Source organism: Bacillus sp. JH7 (genome assembly GCF_001563515.1).
In the GTDB taxonomy this organism is placed as follows: Bacteria; Bacillota; Bacilli; order Bacillales; family Bacillaceae_G; genus Bacillus_A; species Bacillus_A cereus.
This window is the reverse complement of sequence record NZ_LPUS01000031.1, coordinates 35,497-54,557: the sequence shown is the minus strand read 5'-3', so window position 1 is coordinate 54,557 and position 19,061 is coordinate 35,497. Positions and strand designations below refer to the sequence as shown.

Genomic DNA, 19,061 nt, shown 5'->3' with positions numbered 1-19,061 from the left:
GCTATCATAAGGTGTATGTCAGAAATCTCCTATGTAGGTGCGGTGCCTGTAAGGATTAATTTTGCTAATTTGGACCCCTCTTTGATGCCTTGTAATTCCCAAAGAATTATGCACCTCTAATATTATTATAACTTTTCCCTTCCAAAATTTATCTATTATTTTTTTCATGGAATGGTTATGTTTTTTTCTGCCGGTGGAGGAACTGCCGAAACAAAATAAACTTCCAGGAGGAACATAAAATCAGCCAAAACAATTCCACCTTCAAATACAATCCGGAACAATACTGAACGAGCTATCAATCGTTTAAAGCTAAGGGGCTTCGTTCCCTGATGGAGAAGATCATTGTAAGAATGAAGGCAACGTCCGGTGGGCTAGTTGCCTTTCTTTAAAATGAGTTTCGAGATACATTCCACGTGAATAGTGTTGTGACAGCACTTAATGAACAGGTTAGTTCTCCAACTGGAAGTCTAATTTCATTCAATCAAAATGTTAACTCATTGCAGCAAGAATACAAAAAAGCTAAGGGTAACATAGATATCTCAATTACAGATGAAATAAAAAAGCAATCAGAAAAAATAAAAGAAGCTAATGATATAAAAATAAAAAGTAATGAAGTAACAAAATATTGATTTGATTCATATTTCTCAACAAACGATATAGATAAATATCGTAAAATGATATTTGCGAGATACATATTATTAAAATTAAAGTGGTTATCAAGTCGAATGAGGACACCTTAAGGTGTCTTTTTTTATTCTTAAATCTATATTTTACCTTGCAATTCCCTTATTCTTATATAAAGGATAAATTAAAATAAGGAGGATATTTATACATGCAAAAAAGGGCTCTTATAATTACATCTGTATTACTTATAATTTGTTTATTTATAATTGGGAAAGGGATAATAAGTCGTTATTTTATTACAGGTGATCCCAAATTAAGAGAAGAATCCATTATAGGTATAATGTGGCACCTAGAAGAAAAAGGCTATACGAGGTCAGACGTTCTAGAAATTAAATCTTCTTATAATAGTAAAATAGATCAATATGGAGCACATGTTAAATTTAAAGATGAACCAAATATATGGTACGAATACATACGCTGGGATAACCCTCATACAGGTAAGGTTGAATTTGGGCAAGGTGATAATGGTGAGCGAGGAAAACATACGGAAATAAAATAATATGGATTTAATTATATTACGAAAAATCTATTAAGGTATCTTTTCTATTGAAAAAAGCACTCGTACGAGTGCTTTTTTCAATAGAACTAATATTATTAATTACTTGGCCAATATCCGCCTTCACCAATAAAGTATAGTCTTAATTTATTTTGACTAAATAAGAAATCTGCTGGGTGTACAATGTAGAAATTCTTTGTTGGGAATAAATCTACCCCCGCTCCATCACGATAAGATAAATACACAAGCTTACTACAATATGTTTTCGCACTATCAATTTTAGCAGACGTTGTGAAAATATCATATTTGTAGTTATAACGATTCTTATAGAAATGATTATAAGCATAATTACCAGCTGCAGCACCCACTGATCTATCTGGATGTCTGAAATAGAAAAACGTATGATAATATGGATTTTTTTTATGAATAAACTCCCATTGAGCTAATTCTTGAATCCCTACAGCAGGATTCGCATCTGTACCCGGAGCATGAACTATTTGATAGTCTTTACCGTCCATAGGATCTTTTGCAACAATCGCTGAATGTCCTACCAAGGCACCATATTGAGAATTAGGTGTATATATTATATCTCCTTTACGTACCCAATCATCCGGCATTGCACGTGCCGCAAAACTTCTTGCTTGTCCATCGTTGCTAGATTCTAAACTCTTTCTAAACTCCTCAATCTCCTCTTTTGAAGGAATTCGAAGTTTCTTTTGTTCAGGTTTAAGCATTGTAGAATCACTCGCAGATTCTACAAATGCTCTAGCTTGTGCTGCTTGTTGCACTTTAATACTATTAAAGTCTAAATCATTTTCATTATAACCTAGTGCTTGTCGCATAGGTTCCCTTTTTTCGTTGAACTCTTTTTCAGCATCTTGACTCATCCATTTTTTACCTAAATCAGTACCAACTAGATAAAATGTTCCTTGCTCTGTTTTCTTCATATCATATGCAAAAATTGGCTGAGGACCATAATATCCAACTCTATCAGCCTCTATAAAGGGTTCATTAAAAGTAGAGAAATTTACATCTATATTAATTCTAGCTCCGTTAGGCGCAACCCATTTAAGTCCTTCATTAGCGGTAACTATTTTCCACCAACCATCTTGACGTTTTTCCACTACTGGAAGGAATTTTTGTGGCCCATATAAACTCCCCTTAGCTGATGTAAAGGACGGTTCGCTATAAGTATAAAAATCATTATTAACTGCTACTGTCTCTGCAACACCTGGATACATCCATTTGTCGCCTTCCCAAGATTGAAATTTTAACCATCCTTTAGTATTTCCATCAATTACTCTAACAGTAGTAGGGCTATATGGTATTTCCATATTACCTTTTTGAGACGAAAATGTAGGTTCATAGAATGCTAAAAATGGTTTATCAAAGGCTTGAAGTTCCCCATCAGCATTAATCCACTTATCGCCTTCCCAAGTTCCTATCTTCCACCAACCATTTGAACGCTTCTCTTTTACAGTTAGAGCTTTTTGAGGTCCATATTGAATACCACCATTTCCCTTTGCAGATGTAAACTTTGGCTCGTTATATGCAAAGAACGATTTGTTAAATGGTATAACTTCATCAGCAAATGAAATGTTGTTCGCTGAAAAAATTACAAATACAAATAATAAAAATGAAAACAACTTCTTCAAGACAAATCTTCCTCCTTTGGAAAAATATTAAATAAAATAGAAATTCATGTTATATAATGTCATATTTTTATATTAATTGCTATATATTTATATAAAATAAAAAAATGTTATTATAATTTAAAAAATGATACTATTTAAAGTTTAGATAGTTTAATTCTGAGGAAGGCACCTTAGGATGGCTTTTCTTTTTGATTAAAATACTGATTTTATATTAATAAAAAAGCCCGCAACATGTGCGGACTTAGAAGTATGGATACATATATTTTACCATGAAACTTTATTTTGTGGACCATTATAAATTTGTTCTCAATCCCCGCTATTTGCGTTGACCAAAAAATATGACTATGGTAATATAGGCACTAGAATCACCATTGTATAGTGAATATATATTTACTATACATTGAGTATGACACTTATCTGAATTGCATAGAATAAAAGAAGAGATGCTGTAACATCTCTTCCAGTAACTGCCGCCATCAGATGGCAAGGTTGCTATTTATTTTCTTTTAGAGCTACCCTGCTTCCTACGGCGAGGGGTGGCTCTTTTACTTTTCTTAAACAAAGTGTTAGCAAACTTATTTGCATAAGTTGTAACAACTATAGTTAGGAATACCTTGAGTAAATCCTGAGACAAAGAAAGTAAATATTCCATCATAAGGGTCACCTCCTTTCTCTCTAAAATAAAGAGAAAGGATAGCAACCAGCCACCCGACGTATACAGTTGAATATAGTTTACCATAAAGTAACTCATCTGAGTTGCTTTTTCCTTTTTCTAATACTGGAATTATTTGTACTATTCGAATACTATTAGTTCAAGGAGGTATGGATAATGAAAGGATATTTTAGAAAACGCGGTGAAAAGTGGTCATTTACAATTGATATTGGAAGAGATCCTCTTACTGGAAAAAGAAAACAAAAAACAGTATCAGGCTTTAAAACAAAGAAAGAAGCCGAAAGAGCATGTAATGAACTTATTCATCAGTTTAATACTGGGAGTCTAGTTGATGATAAAAATCTTACTCTTAGTGAATATTTACAGGAGTGGCTTGAAAACACAGCTAAGCAACGAGTGAGAGATACTACATTCATTAATTATAGACGAGCTGTGAACAGTAGGATTATTCCTGTAGTTGGTTCGCATAAACTGAAAGATTTAAAACCTCTACATGGACAACGATTTGTTAAATCGCTAATCGATGAAGAATTATCTCCTAAATACATTGAGTATATTTTTATCGTTTTAAAAGGGGCATTAGAAGATGCTGTTAAATGGGAACTTTTATATAAAAACCCGTTTGAACATGTAGAAATCCCTCGCCCACGAAAAGTGGTCAATAATACGTGGTCAATTGAGGAGACGAAAACCTTCTTAACATACGCTAAATTTGACAATCCTATTTACTACCATTTATTTTTACTTGCACTTAATACCGGTATGCGTAGAGGTGAATTGCTAGGCTTAAAGTGGAAAAATGTAGATTTAGTTGAAGGTAAGGTTAGTGTGACTGAAACTCTAATTTACGATGAATTAGGATTTCGATTTACAGAACCGAAAACATCGGGTTCTAAACGCTTAATTTCCATTGACCAAAGCTTATGTAAAGAGTTGAAAAGTTATAAAGCAAAACAAAATGTATTTAAATTAGCTATCGGTAAAGCTTATGAAGATAATGACTTAGTTTTCAGTAGAGCAGATGGTAGGCCGATCTATCCAAGAACATTAACTACTGTCTTTGAAAGATTTATAAAAACAGCACAAGTTCCTAAAATTAGATTCCATGACTTACGACATACTCATGCCACACTTCTTCTTAAATTAGGTATTAATCCGAAAATCGTAAGTGAACGATTAGGACATAATTCCATTAAGACCACATTGGACACCTATAGTCATGTTACGTTAGATATGCAAGAAAGTGCCACTATAGCGCTAAGTGAGGCATTAAAATCATAAAATAATTGTTGATGTGGTCAAACCGTGGTCAAACCCATCAACAATTATTATAAAACCCCTATATATCAAGGCTTAACCAAGCTACACACTCCACATGAGTCGTATGCGGGAACATATCAACAGGTTGTACTTCCTGTGTTTTATATCCGCCTTCTTCTAGTACTTTTAAATCACGTGCTAATGTTGCTGGGTTACATGATACGTATACGACGCGTTTTGGCTTCATGTCGATGATTGTATTTAGTAATGCTTCGTCACAGCCTTTACGCGGTGGGTCTACGACCATTGTGTCAGCAATTACGCCTTCTTTGTACCATTTTGGAATGACTACTTCTGCCTCTCCTACGCCAAATTCAGCGTTTGTCATGTTGTTTAGTGCTGCATTTCGGTTTGCGTCTTCAATTGCTTCTGGGACGATTTCAACGCCGTACACTTTTTTCGCTTTTTGCGCTAGGAATAACGAGATTGATCCGATTCCGCAATAGGCATCAATTACTGTTTCGTTACCGTTTAATTTTGCGTATTCTAACGTTTTATCGTATAGCACTTTCGTTTGTTCTGGGTTTACTTGATAGAATGAACGTGCTGAAATCGCAAATTTAATGTCACCGATAAAGTCATAAATATATTCTGATCCGTACAGTACTGTCGTTTTATCTCCGAAGATTACATTCGTACGCTTCGTATTTACGTTTTGAACAATGGATTTTACTTCTGGGAATTTCGCTACAATTTCTTCGATGATTGCGTTTTTGTTCGGCAATTCTGCTGTACGTGTAATGAAGACAAGCATAATTTCCCCTGTTACTTGTCCGTAACGAGCCATTACGTGACGAAGTGTTCCTTTGTTACGCTCTTCGTTGTACGCAGTGATACCGTGCTTTTCACAAATACGTTTTACTTCTTGAATTAATGTATCGTTTTCTTCTGCCTGAATTAAGCATGATTCCATATTAATGATATCATGCGTTCCTTGGCGATAGAAACCAGCTACAAGTCCGCCTTCACGTTCTCCGATTGGTACTTGTGCTTTATTGCGATATACCCACGGATTTTCCATGCCAAGTACAGGATGAACAGGAACATCACCTAGTCCTCCGATACGTTGCATAACGTCACGTACTTGTTTTTCTTTCGCTTGTAATTGTCCTTCATAAGTTAAGTGCTGAAGCTGACAACCGCCGCACTGATTATATACTGGACATTCAGCATCTTTACGATATGGACTTTCTGTATGAAGCTTCATTAAACGACCAAATGCGAAGTTTTTCTTCACTTTAATAATTTTAATTTGCGCTTCTTCACCTGGTAATCCGTTTTTAACGAAAATAGGATAGCCCTTTACTTTCGCAACACCGGCACCATCATGTGTTAAATCTTCAAATACTACATCTATAAACTCGTTTTTCTCAACTGGTGGCGTCATTTTAGTACTCATTTTCCGACCTCTCTTTTTCATAACACTGCGTTACATTTTATCATACTTATATGGTCTTTTTCTATTGGAAGAAAAAAAGCTATTGACGATACTTCTCTGTTAATGTTACGCTACTACTAATTTAATACGGACGATGTTACCTCATATATACTTGATAATATGGATCGAGAGTTTCTACCCGGCAACCTTAAATTGCTGGACTATGGGGAAAACTAATGAATATTAGCCTATGCGCAAAAAAGGACTCATATTGATTAGCTTTCTCTCATAGATGAAAGTGAATCCATATGGGTCTTTTTTTATTTTTATTTTTCTAAAAGGTCAGACATCTTACGTATGACATAAAACCTCGTTCTTTTATTTTTAGTAATATAACGAGCGTTTTATGTACAAACTTTATACGAACTTCTGAAAGGGGCAACTACATGCAATATGTAATGAGCATTATCGGTATTCTTGCCGTGTTAGGTTTATGTTTTGCTTTGTCAAACAACAAAAGTAAAATCAACTTCCGTGCAATTGCAATTATGATTGGTTTCCAAATTTTAATCGGTTGGTTTATGTTTGCTACAAAGATTGGTCAACAAATCATTATTTTCATTAGTAAAGTTTTCAACAAACTAATTAAACTTGGTACGACAGGTGTCGATTTTCTCTTTAATGGAATTCACAGAGATTTTGTCTTTTTCTTAAACGTATTACTAATTATCGTATTTTTCTCAGCACTACTTTCAATCTTTAGTTATTTAGGTGTTTTACCATTCATCGTTCGCGTTGTCGGCGGTGCTATTTCAAAAATTACTGGTTTACCACGCGTTGAGTCATTCCACGCAGTAAACTCTGTATTCTTCGGTTCAAGTGAAGCATTAATCGTTATTAAAAACGATTTACAGCATTTCAATAAAAACCGTATGTTTATCATTTGTTGTTCTGCGATGAGCTCCGTTTCTGCTTCTGTTACAGCATCATACGTAATGATGTTAGATGCAAAATACGTACTAGCAGCTCTTCCGCTAAATTTATTCTCAAGCTTAATCGTTTGTTCGTTATTAACACCAGTTGATACGAAGAAAGAAGATGAAGTGATTCAAAAATTTGATAGAACTCTATTCGGGGACAGCTTTATCGGTGCAATGATTAACGGTGCGCTTGATGGTTTAAAAGTAGCTGGTATCGTTGCCGCATTAATGATCGCCTTTATCGGTGTGATGGAAGTTGTAAACTACGTAATTAGTGCAGCTTCAGGCGCAATGGGACATGCCATTACTTTACAACAAATCTTCGGTTACGTACTTTCTCCATTCGCATTCTTAATGGGTATTCCAACTCAAGATATTATCCCAGCTGGTGGTATTATGGGTACGAAGATTGTTTTAAATGAGTTTGTAGCAATCCTTGATTTAAAAGACACAGCTACAACATTAGCTCCACGTACAGTTGGAATCGTTACAGTATTCTTAATTAGCTTCGCAAGTATTAGCCAAATTGGTGCAATTGTTGGTACAATCCGTGCCCTTTCTGAAAAACAAGGAAGCGTTGTTTCTAAATTTGGTTGGAAAATGCTATTTGCATCAACACTTGCTTCTATTTTATCTGCGACAATCGCTGGATTGTTTATTTAATAAAAAATCACCTTACTTTAACGAGTAAGGTGATTTTTTTGATTCTTTATGAAACCGAGTGAAATTCAACTGCTTCTTCTGTATTGATAATCCTATCTTTATATATACCTTTTATTGAAATGTAAATGATAGATTTGTTTATGTTTTTTAACTTTCCTAATGAAAAATGATAAAGCAATCCATTACTTTTTAAAGTCCACATCTTCCCACTCCATGGACCAGTAGCTTTTTGTTCATCAGACGCCTTGATTTCACCTTCATATTCGCATTCTCCCAAAGGAGTTTTAATTGTATTCTTCTCTGTATCAATTCGAATATTTTTAATTAGATTCAAATTTTCATCAGAGAGAATTTGAATTTCATGATCTTTCTTTTTAAAAAAGAGTTTTCCATCTTTGGTATTTATATATTCTGCATTATCCATTTTATCTATCATAAAATCATATTCTTCTTTTGTAATACCTAAGTTTTGATGATAAGGAAACGTTTTTTTCGGTATAATTTCTTCTTCGGCATACTTCAAATACCAATCTAAATTATTTGTAATACTATCGCTCATTTTATTTCCGATTTTCTCTAATTTCTCTTTTATCTCATAAGGAAATTCAAGTGTCATAATATCCGCCGTCACTTCCGCATTCATAAGATGCGGTGGAATATACTCTTCCACACTATTCACTTTACTCACTTCACTTTGGCAACCAACTATAAATAGTGATATGAAAAAGATATATATTATTTTTTTATATTTCATTTCTATTCTCCACTCCATATATTATTCTTACTTAGTTTTATAGCGGTTTTCATTATAGTATAAAATCTATATATTTTAATAAAATACATATCCTTATGCAAAATTGCATATTAATATGTATTCTTCTTACTTTAAAATTAGCTTAAATAACTTTCCAAATTATACAAATAACAAGTTTAAAATGTTATAATTTTCAAAAAACCATTGGAGGATATTATGAAAGCTCACGCAATTTTTGATTTCTTACATTTACTAGTCTTAACACTGAAAAGCTATTATGTATGGGGAATGCCTATCTATGTCTTCATTATTCCTCTTATCTTTGTAGTCGGTTATATTATTATTAATTCTAATAAGAAACAAAAAAATACATCTATTCAAAGTCACTAAACTATTACATTAATAGCCTCCTAAAAATCATATTCCCCTCATTTTCTTCAAATGATATGATGAACAAGGGTATATCCCCACCACTCTTATAGCGGTGGGGATTTTAATATCAATATGCAACATACTACACAATAGAAGGTGATTTTTATGAGAAAATACGCAGCAATTGCTTTATGTACGTCTGCCATTCTAGCAGGCTGTAATACTAACAATGTAAGTCCAGAACCTAAAAAAGAGAAAACGGCTCAAGGGATTAAGAAACAAGGAGAGACTGTGCAAGAACAAGGTAAAATCTCATATAATTCAGTTACACACGAATCTACAAACACAAGTATTCATATTACAGACATAAAAGATTCTTTAAATGAAGTACAATATAAAATTTGGCGCACAGCTGATGGCAAGGAAAGTGCTAAATCTTTTTCTTCTAAAGAAAAAGAGAAACAATTCACACTTCCTTTTGATATAAAGGAATTTGAAGGAAAACGCGGTGAGTTCCAAATTGAAGCAACAGGAATGAAAGAAGATGGGAAAACAATCCCGCTTACGAAATCTACTATTACTTTCGAACAAAAGGTTCCTGTTCTTATGTATCACGCAATTGATGATTATCATGGTCAAGGCATTAAAGACTTATTCGTATCACCAGCTAACTTCGAAGCACAAATGAAACATTTAAAGGACAATGGTTATACGCTTTTAACGTTTGAACGCTGGGGCGATATAAATAAAGTAAATAAACCGATTTTCGTTACATTTGATGACGGTATGAAAAATAATATGAATGCATTTCGCATTTTACAAAAGCTAAAAGATGATACTTTTAAACCGGCAGCAACAGAATATATGATTGTTGATAACGTTGATGTAGAAGGAGCATTGTCTACTTCTGAAATAAAAGAAATGGTTGATTCCGGCATTTTCTCGGTGCAATCTCATACTGCAACACATGCAGACTTACCGAAAATTACAAACTATGAGGAAGAGTTAAAAGGTTCAAAAGAAAAGCTAGAAAAAATAACAGGTAAGCCTGTTATCGCGATTGCTTATCCATTCGGTCATGTAGATGATAAGGTTGTTGCAGAAACGAAGAAGTATTATCAATTTGCGACGACGACAAAGCCTGGGCAATTCATTACGAAGGGTGAACCTGATGAATTGTTAAAGATGAAGCGCGTTCGTATACACCATACAACGACTGTAGAGCAGTTTGCTTCTTCAATTAAGTAAATATAAGGGCTCAACACATTTTGAGCTCTCTTTTTACTTTATATTTATATATATTTTTAGAATTTTCTTGTATTATATATAGTAAGAAATCTTTCAAATTAAAGGAGATTATACATATGTCATTTGAACAAACGTTAGAGAAATATGCTGCTCTTGCAGTTAATGTTGGTGTTAATATTCAACCTGGACAAACTTTATCAATTAGTGCACCTCTTGAAGCTGTACAATTTGTACGCCTCGTTACAGAAAAAGCATATAAATCTGGTGCAAAACACGTATATGTAGATTGGAATGATGAGACGTTAACACGCTTAAAATTCGATCTAGCTCCTGAAGAAGCTTTCGCTGAATTTCCATCTTGGAAAGCACATGCTCGTGAAGAATTAGCAAAAGAAGGCGCTGCATTTATGTCTATCTATGCAGAAAACCCTGATTTATTAAAAGGTGTAGAACCATCGCGTATCGCAACAGCTCATAAAGTAGCTGGAGAAGCAATGAAAGTATACCGTGATTACGTACAAGCAGATAAAGTAAGCTGGTGTGTCATTTCTGTTCCTACGAAAGAATGGGCTGCGAAAGTATTCCCTGACGTAGCGCCAGAAGAACAAGAAGCAAAGTTATGGGATGCTATTTTCAAAGCTACTCGTGCTGATTTAGAAAACCCTGTAGAAGCATGGAAAGAACATGATGAAACATTACATACAAAAGTGGATTACTTAAACGAAAAGCATTATAAAGCTCTTCACTATACAGGTCCTGGAACAGATTTAACAATCGAACTTCCAGAAAAACATGTATGGGCTGGTGCTGGTAGCTTAAATGAAAAGAACGTACCATTTATGGCTAATATTCCAACTGAAGAAGTATTTACAATGCCACTTAAAACAGGTGTAAACGGCCAAGTTTCTAGTACAAAACCGTTAGTATTTGCAGGTAATATTATCGATAATTTCACGTTAACATTTGAAAACGGACGTATCGTAGACTATAAAGCTGAAGCTGGTGAAGAAGCTTTAAAACATTTAGTAGAAACAGATGAAGGTTCTCACTTCTTAGGGGAAGTAGCTTTAGTACCTCATGACTCACCAATTTCAAACACAAATGTTTTATTCTACAATACACTATTTGACGAAAATGCATCTTGCCACCTTGCGATTGGAAATGCTTACGCATTTAACTTAGTTGGCGGAAAAACAATGTCTAAAGAAGAACTTGCTGAAAACGGCGCAAACGCTAGTATTACACACAACGACTTCATGATTGGATCAGCTGAGCTTGATATTGACGGTATTACTGCTGATGGCAGACATGAGCCTATCTTCCGTAAAGGTAACTGGGCGTTTTAAATTTATTACCATAAAGAAACACATTGGATAATCCAATGTGTTTCTTTATTTATTTGGTTTCAATTCAAATTTTATTGTTCTATTTTCATGCGTAAACTCTGGTCTATACGTAGCGATATACGTATTTTCTTTCGCTACGTCAAATAGCATGATATCTTGAATTTTTTCTTCTGGTGCTAACTTTTTACTAATAAAGCTATCAGGGTTATTATATTCTTTAAATCTTGTACCTTTCTTATCGGTAATCTCAAATTCATAAAATGCAAAAGGCATTTCCTTTTCACTATTATTTTCCACTTTGAAAATAATCCCCAAAATCTCCTCTTTCTTTTTATCCTCATCATAATTTGGATATCCTAATTTAACTGAATCGATAGTTACTTGCAAACCATCTACGTCTACCGTCTCCCCTATTTTATACACTTTATCTTGAACATCTTCTTGTTTACTTTCATTACTATCTTTAGTCTCAGTGCAAGCACTTAAACTAAAAGCTATGCCAGAAATCAAAAAAATTCGACTCACCTTTTTTAACATACTATTTCCCCCACATAAGACAATATTTCATATGTATCATAACAAAATGCTTTACGCTTTCTTGTCATATTTTGTCGTATTAATTGCTAACTGCACAAATAGAAAAAAGCTATCTTCTACAAAAGATAGCTTTCATGATGCCGATGAAACCTTAAGCCCAATGACACCCAAAACAATAAAAAGAATACAAAATGCTTGAAATAAACTAATATGCTCTTTAAAAAAGTAAACACTAATGATTGTAATAAGTAATGTTCCAACGCCAGACCAAATAGCATAAGCAATGCTTAAATGAATCTTTTTAACGACGATAGCAAATACGCTAAAACAAATACCATAGAATACGAAAATTAGTACACTCGGAACGAGCTTTGTTAAACCATTTGATAGTTTCATCGCAATTGTTCCAGCTACTTCAAAAATAATTGTAACAAGTAATAATAGCCAATATACCATACTAAAATCTCCTTCTCTGTTACCTTATAGAGATTCTAGTATACTACTTATAGTCCCAATGAAATATATTTAATTTCTAAATATTCCTCGATGCCGAAATGGCCTCCTTCACGACCGATACCACTTTCTTTAAATCCACCAAATGGTGCTTGTGCAACTGATGGAAGACCGTCGTTTAGACCGATAATACCGTACTCTAACGCTTCACTAATTTGGAATGCTTGGCTAATGTCTTTCGTGAAAATATACGCAGCTAAACCGTATGGTGTATTATTTGCACGTTCGATTACTTCATCAACTGTTTTAAATTTCGCAACTGGTGCCACTGGCCCAAATGTTTCTTCATTCATACAAAGCATCGTATCATTTGCCAATCCAATTACAGTCGGTTGAATGAAATGTCCCTCTAACTCTGCGACCTTTTGACCACCATATAAAACTGTTCCACCTTTTTGAATAGCATCTTCAATATGTTCTTGTACTTTTGAAACTGCATTCTCATCAATAAGTGGTCCGACAGTCGTTCCGTCACCGAAACCGTCTCCTACTTTCAACTGCCCTACTGCCTTTTGGAACTTCTCTACAAATACTTCGTATACTTCTTCTTGAACGAATACTCGGTTTGTACATATACACGTTTGTCCTGCGTTACGGAATTTCGAACCAATCACCGCTTCTACCGCTTTATCTAAATCTGCATCATTCATTACGATAAACGGAGCGTGACCACCTAACTCAAGTGAAACTTTTTTCATCGTTTGCGCAGCACTAGCCATTAACTCTTTCCCGATTTCCGTTGACCCTGTAAAGGACACTTTTCGAACACGACTATCTTCCATCCACGTATCGGCAATTGCTTTTGCACTACCTGTTACGATATTGATTACGCCCTTTGGAATATCTGCTTCATGAGCTAATTCAGCTAATTTCAATGCAGTTAATGGCGTTTGACTCGCCGGTTTCACAACGGCTGTACAGCCTGCTGCAAGCGCTGGGGCTACCTTTCTCGTAATCATCGCTGCCGGGAAGTTCCAAGGTGTAATAGCTGCCATAACGCCAACTGGTTGCTTCATAACTAAAATGCGCTTATTCGGATGAGAAGCAGGAATCATTTCACCATATACACGTTTCCCCTCTTCTGCATACCATTCAACAAAACTATTTGCATAATTTACTTCACCAAGCGCTTCTGCAAACGGCTTTCCTTGTTCCTTCGTCATAATCGCTGCGATCTCTTCTTTATTTTTATCAATAAGCATGAACCACTTTTTTAACTTCGTGGCACGATCTGCTGCCGTTAACTTAGACCACGTTTTAAAAGCTTCATGTGCAGCATCAACAGCTTGCTTTGCCTCTGTTACTCCGCCTTTTGGTACAGTTGCAAATATTTCCTTCGTCGCAGGATTATTTACTTCAATTTGTTCTTGTAGTGTAATCCACTCACCATTTATATACATCGCCTTTTTATCTATACTTACGAAAGTCGCCTTTTTATCCAATGTTTTCTTCCTCCTCTATGAACTTCTTAATTTTCCTAGTAGCAGCAGATTGACTAATTTGCAAAAACTCAGCTACTTTATAACTTGATCCATACGTTTTATACGCTTTAAGAATAATATTTCTCTCTACCTCTTCCAGCATTTTATAAAGGCTTTGCCCCGATTGTTCAACTGCAGCCTCTTGCATAGAGAGTGGCAAATCCTCTACCGTTACAACATCATCGACAGTAATAACAATTCTCTCAATTACATTCTCTATTTCTCTATTGTTTCCTTCCCACGGATATCCAACAAACATTTGTAACGTACTCGGCGCTAGTTTCACATCACGTCCGTACTTTTTATTAAATTGCTGCAAGTAATGATAAATAAGCGGCAAAATATCTTCTGTTCTTTCCCTAAGCGGGGGAATTGCAATTGGAATGACATTCAAACGATAGTATAAATCTTTCCGAAATGTTCCTTGTTTCACCATCATACTTAAATCTCTATTTGTTGCCGCCACAATTCGGACATCCACTTTTTTTAATTCTCTTCCGCCTATAGGACGAAATGTTTTTTCTTGCAATACTTGCAAAAGCTTCGCTTGAATTTCAAGCGGCATTTCACCGATTTCATCTAAAAAAAGAGTTCCTTTATGCGCGGATTCTAATAGTCCCTTTTTCCCTTCACGATTCGCACCTGTAAAAGATCCACCTGAATATCCAAAAAGCTCTGATTCAATTAAATTAGTTGGCAATGCCGCACAATTAATTTCATAGAAACTTTCATTCTTACGGTGACTCACTTCATGTAAATGGCGTACTAATCGACTTTTCCCAACTCCAGTCTCGCCTAAAACGAGAACAGTACTATCCACTACAGATACTTTTTTGATTGTATCGACTATTTTTTGCATAGCTAGACTTTTAAAAATAAGTCCTTCATGCTCATATGTTTCTCTTAATTCTTTTTTATATGTTTTTAGCTGATTATCCATTTCCTCTACCTTTTGACGTAATTGATAGAGTTCAGTAAGGTCCCGAGAATAACTAATCACTCTTCTTAAATTTCCCTCATCATCAAAAACAGGCCTTGTACGAACGTGTAAATACTCTCCTGATTTTGTAGTTTGAACGAGTTCAATTGGCCTCTTTTTTTCAATCACTTCTAATGTCGCTGATGGATAAAAGATTCCATCCTTTTGTAGTTCTTTTACATGCTTACCAACTAACTCTTCGGCAGCTAGTTGGTAGTGCCTTTCACATGTACTATTTACACGCACAACGATCCCTTGCTCATCTGTAACAAAAATTTCGTCAAACGCATATTCAAATACATCTTTTAAATCCATTAACACTCGTTCCTTTTCTGCAACCATCCTAGCCACCCCTAACTTCAAATCCATCGATCCACTTCACTACCTTTATTATAAAGTGAATTTTCTGCATTTAATATAGAGTCAGCTAGAATGTTTGCTATTTATACTTCAGTTTTTAAACGCGAGCGATGTTTGTTTGTTCATAACAAGCTTGCAACGATTCTTCAATTATTGTTAATCCTTCTTCAAGTTGCTCATCTGTAATAACTAAAGGCATTAACACACGGATAACATTTCCATATGTTCCTGCTGATAATAACAGTAACCCACGCTTATTTGCTTCTGTACATAGATTAGCTGTTAACGCTTTGTCAGGTGCTTTCGTCTTACGATCTTGAACGACCTCAAATGCACACATTGCTCCTAACCCACGCACATCACCGATGCAATGATATTTATTTTTCATCTCTTCGAATCGGTTCATTACGACTTTTCCTAATTCTATCGCTCTATCATTTAATTTCTCATTTTCTATTACATCGAGAACAGCTAATGCAGCCGCACATCCTAATGGACTTCCTGCATACGTTCCACCAAGTTCACCTGGTGCAGACTCATTCATAATTTCTTTACGTCCAATGACACCACTTATCGGTACACCAGCACCTAATGATTTAGACACTGTAATTAAATCTGGAACGACATCATAGTGATCAATTGCAAAATATTTTCCTGTACGACTAAAGCCTGTTTGTATTTCATCCGCTACAAATAAGATGCCGTTCTCTGAACAAATGCGGCGTACTTCTTGAACAAATTTCTTACTTGGGACGATAAATCCACCTTCCCCTTGAACAGGTTCCATTACAACAGCTGCAATTGTTTCTGGTGCTACTTCCGATATGAAGAAGTTCTTAAACTCTTCAATAATAAAATCATCATACTGCTCTTCCGTTAATCCCTCTGGGCGACGGTATTCGTATGGAAATGGTGCTTTATATACTTCTGGAGCAAAGGGACCAAACCCAAATTTATATGGCTTCACTTTACTTGTCATCGTCATTGTCATTAATGTACGCCCGTGGAAACCTTTAGAAAATGCGATAATACCAGGTCTCTTCGTATATTTACGAGCGATCTTCACCGCGTTCTCAACTGCTTCTGCACCACTATTTAAAAAGAGGACTTGCTTATCGAAACTTCCTGGTGCCAATGCCGCAAGCTTTTCCGCTAATTCAATATATGGCTCATACATCATGACATTAAATCCAGTATGAATGTATTGATCGACTTGTTTATGGAGCGCTTCTTTAACCGCTGGATGACAATGCCCTACGTTAATTGTCCCGATTGCTCCTGCAAAATCAATGTACTGATTACCATCAACATCTGTTACAAGAGCACCATTTGCAGATTGTACAAACGTTGGGATGCCGTTACTTACTCCTTTTGGTACTATATTTTGACGGCGTTCTAATAAAGATGCCGCTTTCGGTCCTGGAATTTGTTCATTTACTTTAGCAAATTTTTTTGTGTTCATTGCGTACCCCATCCTTTTCTTTACATTGTTTTCTCTTTTTATTGCAAAATGTATGCCAACTTTCTTTTCTAGCATTTATCCTATATTCTTTGTATCCAGGCATAAAAAATAAGTCTATAAAGACTCATTAAGAGTCTTTATAGACTTATTTTCCTTACACATTAGACTTTTCTTTCTCCCAGAAAAACTCACCCGATTGAGAAATAAACTCTCCAACAGAATCTAACACTAAATCAGCAAGTGGTTCTAATGTTGGACGGTCTCCCGTACCAGATAGCACCCCGATTGCATAGCAATCGCCATTTTTGGCTAAATGTAAATCAGTTGGCGTATCTCCAACAACCGCAACCTCACATGATGCTAAATTAAATTTCTCACAAAACACTTCTATAATCTTTTTATCTGGTTTTTGCGCAGGGAATGTATCCGAGGCTATAATATAATCAAAAAAGTTCTCCAACTTATATTGTTTTAAAAATAATTCTGTTGGTGCAAAATCATCCGCCGTGACAACCCCTAATATAAATCCTTTATCTTTTAATGCCTGTAACACTTTCGGTAAATCTGCTGTCATTTTCATATGCGAACGATGCTCATACATAAGGGAAAATAACTTCTCACTTACCCAATGATGCATCTCTTCTTCTCTAGCAGACTCAATATAATTACAAAGCCCCTTCGCTACATCAAGGCTTGTTCCAGCAGCTATTGCACTCCTCGGATTAACAAATGCTCCCTCTACACCGATCTCTTCTAATAAGGTCTGCCGCATTGTACTTGGTAAATGATATAAACTTATACATTCAGCTACAAGTTCTTCAGCTACTTTTATCCATATTGAATGAAAATCCATTAATGTCCCATCTTTATCAAATAATATCGCCTTTACCTTCTCCATAGCACCCTACCTCTCATTTCTTATCTCTTCCAGTGTATCAATAAAGTATGGATGTAAAATAAAAGAATTGTAAAAATACCATAAAAATCAAACTAACTCCCAATTTACAATTCATTTTAACAAAGTAAAAAGGATGCCTTTACAGGGCATCCTCTTGATGTTCAGGAACAAATAGTTCTAAACAATGATATATATTTTCGAATTCCATCGGTGCATCTCCACCATACTCACCATCTAAATTAATCATTAGTTTATCTGGTGAATGTACTTTAATTCGGTTCGCTTGTGTATATAACACTTTTGGATTATTAATATGTTCACCACGTTGTGCTTGTGTTGCTGCTTTAATTAAATCAGCGATAGAACCTTTTTTCAGTACTAATAGGTCAAATAACCCATCGTTAATAGATGCATACGGTGCTACCTTTTCAAATCCACCTACTGAACGAGTATTCGTAATTAAAAACATCGTAATTTCTTCTTGTAGTAACTTTCCATCATACTCAATTTCAACATATGTCGGATGCAATGATGGTAACATCTCGATACCTTTTAGGTAATAAGCAAGTTGTCCTAATACTGTCTTTAACTTACTCGGTACTTCGTATGTTAATTCTGTAATACGACCGCCACCAGCGATGTTAATAAAATATGTATCGTTCGCTCTACCGAGGTCTAATGGCACTGTTTTTCCTTCGCAAATAATATCTGCTGCCTCTTCAATAGAACGAGGTACACCAATTGCACGTGCAAAGTCATTTGTCGTTCCAACTGGAATAATTCCAAATTTCGGACGGAATTCATGCCCAACTAAACCGTTTACTACTTCATTTAATGTACCGTCGCCACCAGCCGCAATAACAACATCAAACTTACGATCCGCAGCTTGCCTCGCCGCCACAGTAGCGTCTCCAGGACCCGTTGTCGCATGACAAGATGTCTCATAGCCAGCTTGTTCTAATTTTTGTAATACTTCTGGTAAGCTCTTCTTAAATAGCTCACGCCCAGAAGTAGGATTATAAATAATTCTTGCTCGCTTCATCATTTATTAGCACAGGAAATTTCTTTATGTATCGAAAAAGAACATACTGAACTTCTATTCAGTATTCCCATGCCTACCTCCTCTCATCTTGCTATCCTTCTTTTATCCCGCTCAAACAGGCAGTAAGAACCCGATTCGTGTAGTCCATCAAAAGTAAATATTCATTTCAATGGTTTTTTTATTTGACTCCAAAATTTATCCCGCTATTTGCGGGCAGTAA

General features: G+C 35.3%; 17 protein-coding genes, 1 pseudogene and 1 riboswitch. Of the genes and pseudogenes, 7 read left to right on the top strand and 11 right to left on the bottom strand.

The window, feature by feature from the left end:
* Positions 1–389: 389 nt before the first annotated feature.
* Both AU379_RS25220 and AU379_RS25215 read left to right on the top strand, forming a co-directional pair.
* A pseudogene (locus AU379_RS25220) lies at positions 390–629 on the top strand (hypothetical protein); the annotation flags it as partial.
* Positions 630–832: 203 nt separating this feature from the next.
* Positions 833–1,183 carry a DUF3139 domain-containing protein gene (locus tag AU379_RS25215; RefSeq protein ID WP_048567399.1) on the top strand — a complete coding sequence of 117 codons (351 nt, stop codon included), beginning with the start codon at positions 833–835 and terminating at the stop codon, positions 1,181–1,183.
* 95 nt (positions 1,184–1,278) lie between these two features.
* On the opposite strand, the gene AU379_RS25210 is transcribed toward AU379_RS25215, so the two are convergent.
* Together AU379_RS25210 and AU379_RS30765 are read right to left on the bottom strand one after the other, a co-directional pair.
* A complete protein-coding gene (locus tag AU379_RS25210) occupies positions 1,279–2,835 on the bottom strand; it encodes a hypothetical protein (protein WP_061140006.1) in 1,557 nt (518 codons plus the stop codon).
* Between the two features lie 496 nt (positions 2,836–3,331).
* On the bottom strand, positions 3,332–3,490 hold the full coding sequence (locus AU379_RS30765; RefSeq protein WP_162841991.1) for a hypothetical protein: 159 nt from the start codon (positions 3,488–3,490) through the stop codon (positions 3,332–3,334).
* Positions 3,491–3,664: 174 nt separating this feature from the next.
* Here AU379_RS30765 and AU379_RS25205 point away from each other — a divergent pair, with 174 nt between their 5' ends.
* A complete protein-coding gene (locus AU379_RS25205) occupies positions 3,665–4,789 on the top strand; it encodes a tyrosine-type recombinase/integrase (RefSeq protein ID WP_061140005.1) in 1,125 nt (374 codons plus the stop codon).
* A gap of 58 nt (positions 4,790–4,847) precedes the next feature.
* On the opposite strand, the gene rlmD is transcribed toward AU379_RS25205, so the two are convergent.
* Positions 4,848–6,248, bottom strand: a complete 1,401-nt coding sequence (rlmD, locus tag AU379_RS25200) for a 23S rRNA (uracil(1939)-C(5))-methyltransferase RlmD (RefSeq protein ID WP_157462763.1) — start codon at positions 6,246–6,248, stop codon at positions 4,848–4,850.
* A gap of 100 nt (positions 6,249–6,348) precedes the next feature.
* Positions 6,349–6,450, top strand: a riboswitch (purine riboswitch).
* A 202-nt stretch (positions 6,451–6,652) separates the two neighbouring features.
* Here rlmD and AU379_RS25195 point away from each other — a divergent pair.
* Entirely contained in the window at positions 6,653–7,849 is a 1,197-nt protein-coding gene (locus AU379_RS25195) for a nucleoside transporter C-terminal domain-containing protein (protein WP_001200489.1), read from the top strand.
* A gap of 46 nt (positions 7,850–7,895) precedes the next feature.
* Here AU379_RS25195 and AU379_RS25190 read toward each other — a convergent pair whose 3' ends face one another.
* Entirely contained in the window at positions 7,896–8,603 is a 708-nt protein-coding gene (locus AU379_RS25190) for a hypothetical protein (protein ID WP_000875612.1), read from the bottom strand.
* 216 nt (positions 8,604–8,819) lie between these two features.
* On the opposite strand from AU379_RS25190, the gene AU379_RS30760 reads away from it, so the two are divergent.
* The 3 genes from AU379_RS30760 to AU379_RS25180 all read left to right on the top strand — a co-directional run bounded on the left by AU379_RS30760 (position 8,820) and on the right by AU379_RS25180 (position 11,569).
* Complete coding sequence (locus tag AU379_RS30760; RefSeq protein ID WP_000643592.1) at positions 8,820–8,993, top strand: hypothetical protein; 174 nt, start codon at positions 8,820–8,822, stop codon at positions 8,991–8,993.
* A gap of 147 nt (positions 8,994–9,140) precedes the next feature.
* Complete coding sequence (locus AU379_RS25185; protein ID WP_001233715.1) at positions 9,141–10,223, top strand: polysaccharide deacetylase family protein; 1,083 nt, start codon at positions 9,141–9,143, stop codon at positions 10,221–10,223.
* A gap of 116 nt (positions 10,224–10,339) precedes the next feature.
* Positions 10,340–11,569, top strand: coding sequence for an aminopeptidase (locus tag AU379_RS25180; RefSeq protein WP_000007357.1), 1,230 nt, complete (start codon positions 10,340–10,342; stop codon positions 11,567–11,569).
* A 45-nt stretch (positions 11,570–11,614) separates the two neighbouring features.
* Here AU379_RS25180 and AU379_RS25175 read toward each other — a convergent pair whose 3' ends face one another.
* The 7 genes from AU379_RS25175 to AU379_RS25145 form a co-directional block, all read right to left on the bottom strand.
* The gene (locus tag AU379_RS25175; RefSeq protein WP_000915112.1) at positions 11,615–12,106 is read right to left on the bottom strand and encodes a DUF4352 domain-containing protein; all 492 of its coding nucleotides are present in this window, start codon (positions 12,104–12,106) and stop codon (positions 11,615–11,617) included.
* A gap of 132 nt (positions 12,107–12,238) precedes the next feature.
* Entirely contained in the window at positions 12,239–12,562 is a 324-nt protein-coding gene (locus tag AU379_RS25170; protein ID WP_000263262.1) for a multidrug efflux SMR transporter, read from the bottom strand.
* Between the two features lie 47 nt (positions 12,563–12,609).
* Positions 12,610–14,061: an NADP-dependent succinate-semialdehyde dehydrogenase gene (gene gabD / locus AU379_RS25165; RefSeq protein WP_000358127.1), complete on the bottom strand. Its 1,452-nt coding sequence runs from the start codon at positions 14,059–14,061 to the stop codon at positions 12,610–12,612.
* Entirely contained in the window at positions 14,054–15,421 is a 1,368-nt protein-coding gene (locus tag AU379_RS25160) for a sigma 54-interacting transcriptional regulator (RefSeq protein WP_061140003.1), read from the bottom strand. The genes gabD and AU379_RS25160 overlap by 8 nt, the downstream gene beginning before the upstream one ends.
* A 115-nt stretch (positions 15,422–15,536) precedes the next feature.
* Positions 15,537–16,901, bottom strand: coding sequence for a 4-aminobutyrate--2-oxoglutarate transaminase (gene gabT / locus AU379_RS25155; protein ID WP_001093007.1), 1,365 nt, complete (start codon positions 16,899–16,901; stop codon positions 15,537–15,539).
* Positions 16,902–17,055: 154 nt separating this feature from the next.
* The gene (locus AU379_RS25150; protein ID WP_000416667.1) at positions 17,056–17,799 is read right to left on the bottom strand and encodes an HAD family hydrolase; all 744 of its coding nucleotides are present in this window, start codon (positions 17,797–17,799) and stop codon (positions 17,056–17,058) included.
* 139 nt (positions 17,800–17,938) lie between these two features.
* Positions 17,939–18,844: a diacylglycerol kinase gene (locus AU379_RS25145; RefSeq protein ID WP_000977679.1), complete on the bottom strand. Its 906-nt coding sequence runs from the start codon at positions 18,842–18,844 to the stop codon at positions 17,939–17,941.
* Positions 18,845–19,061 lie beyond the last annotated feature (217 nt).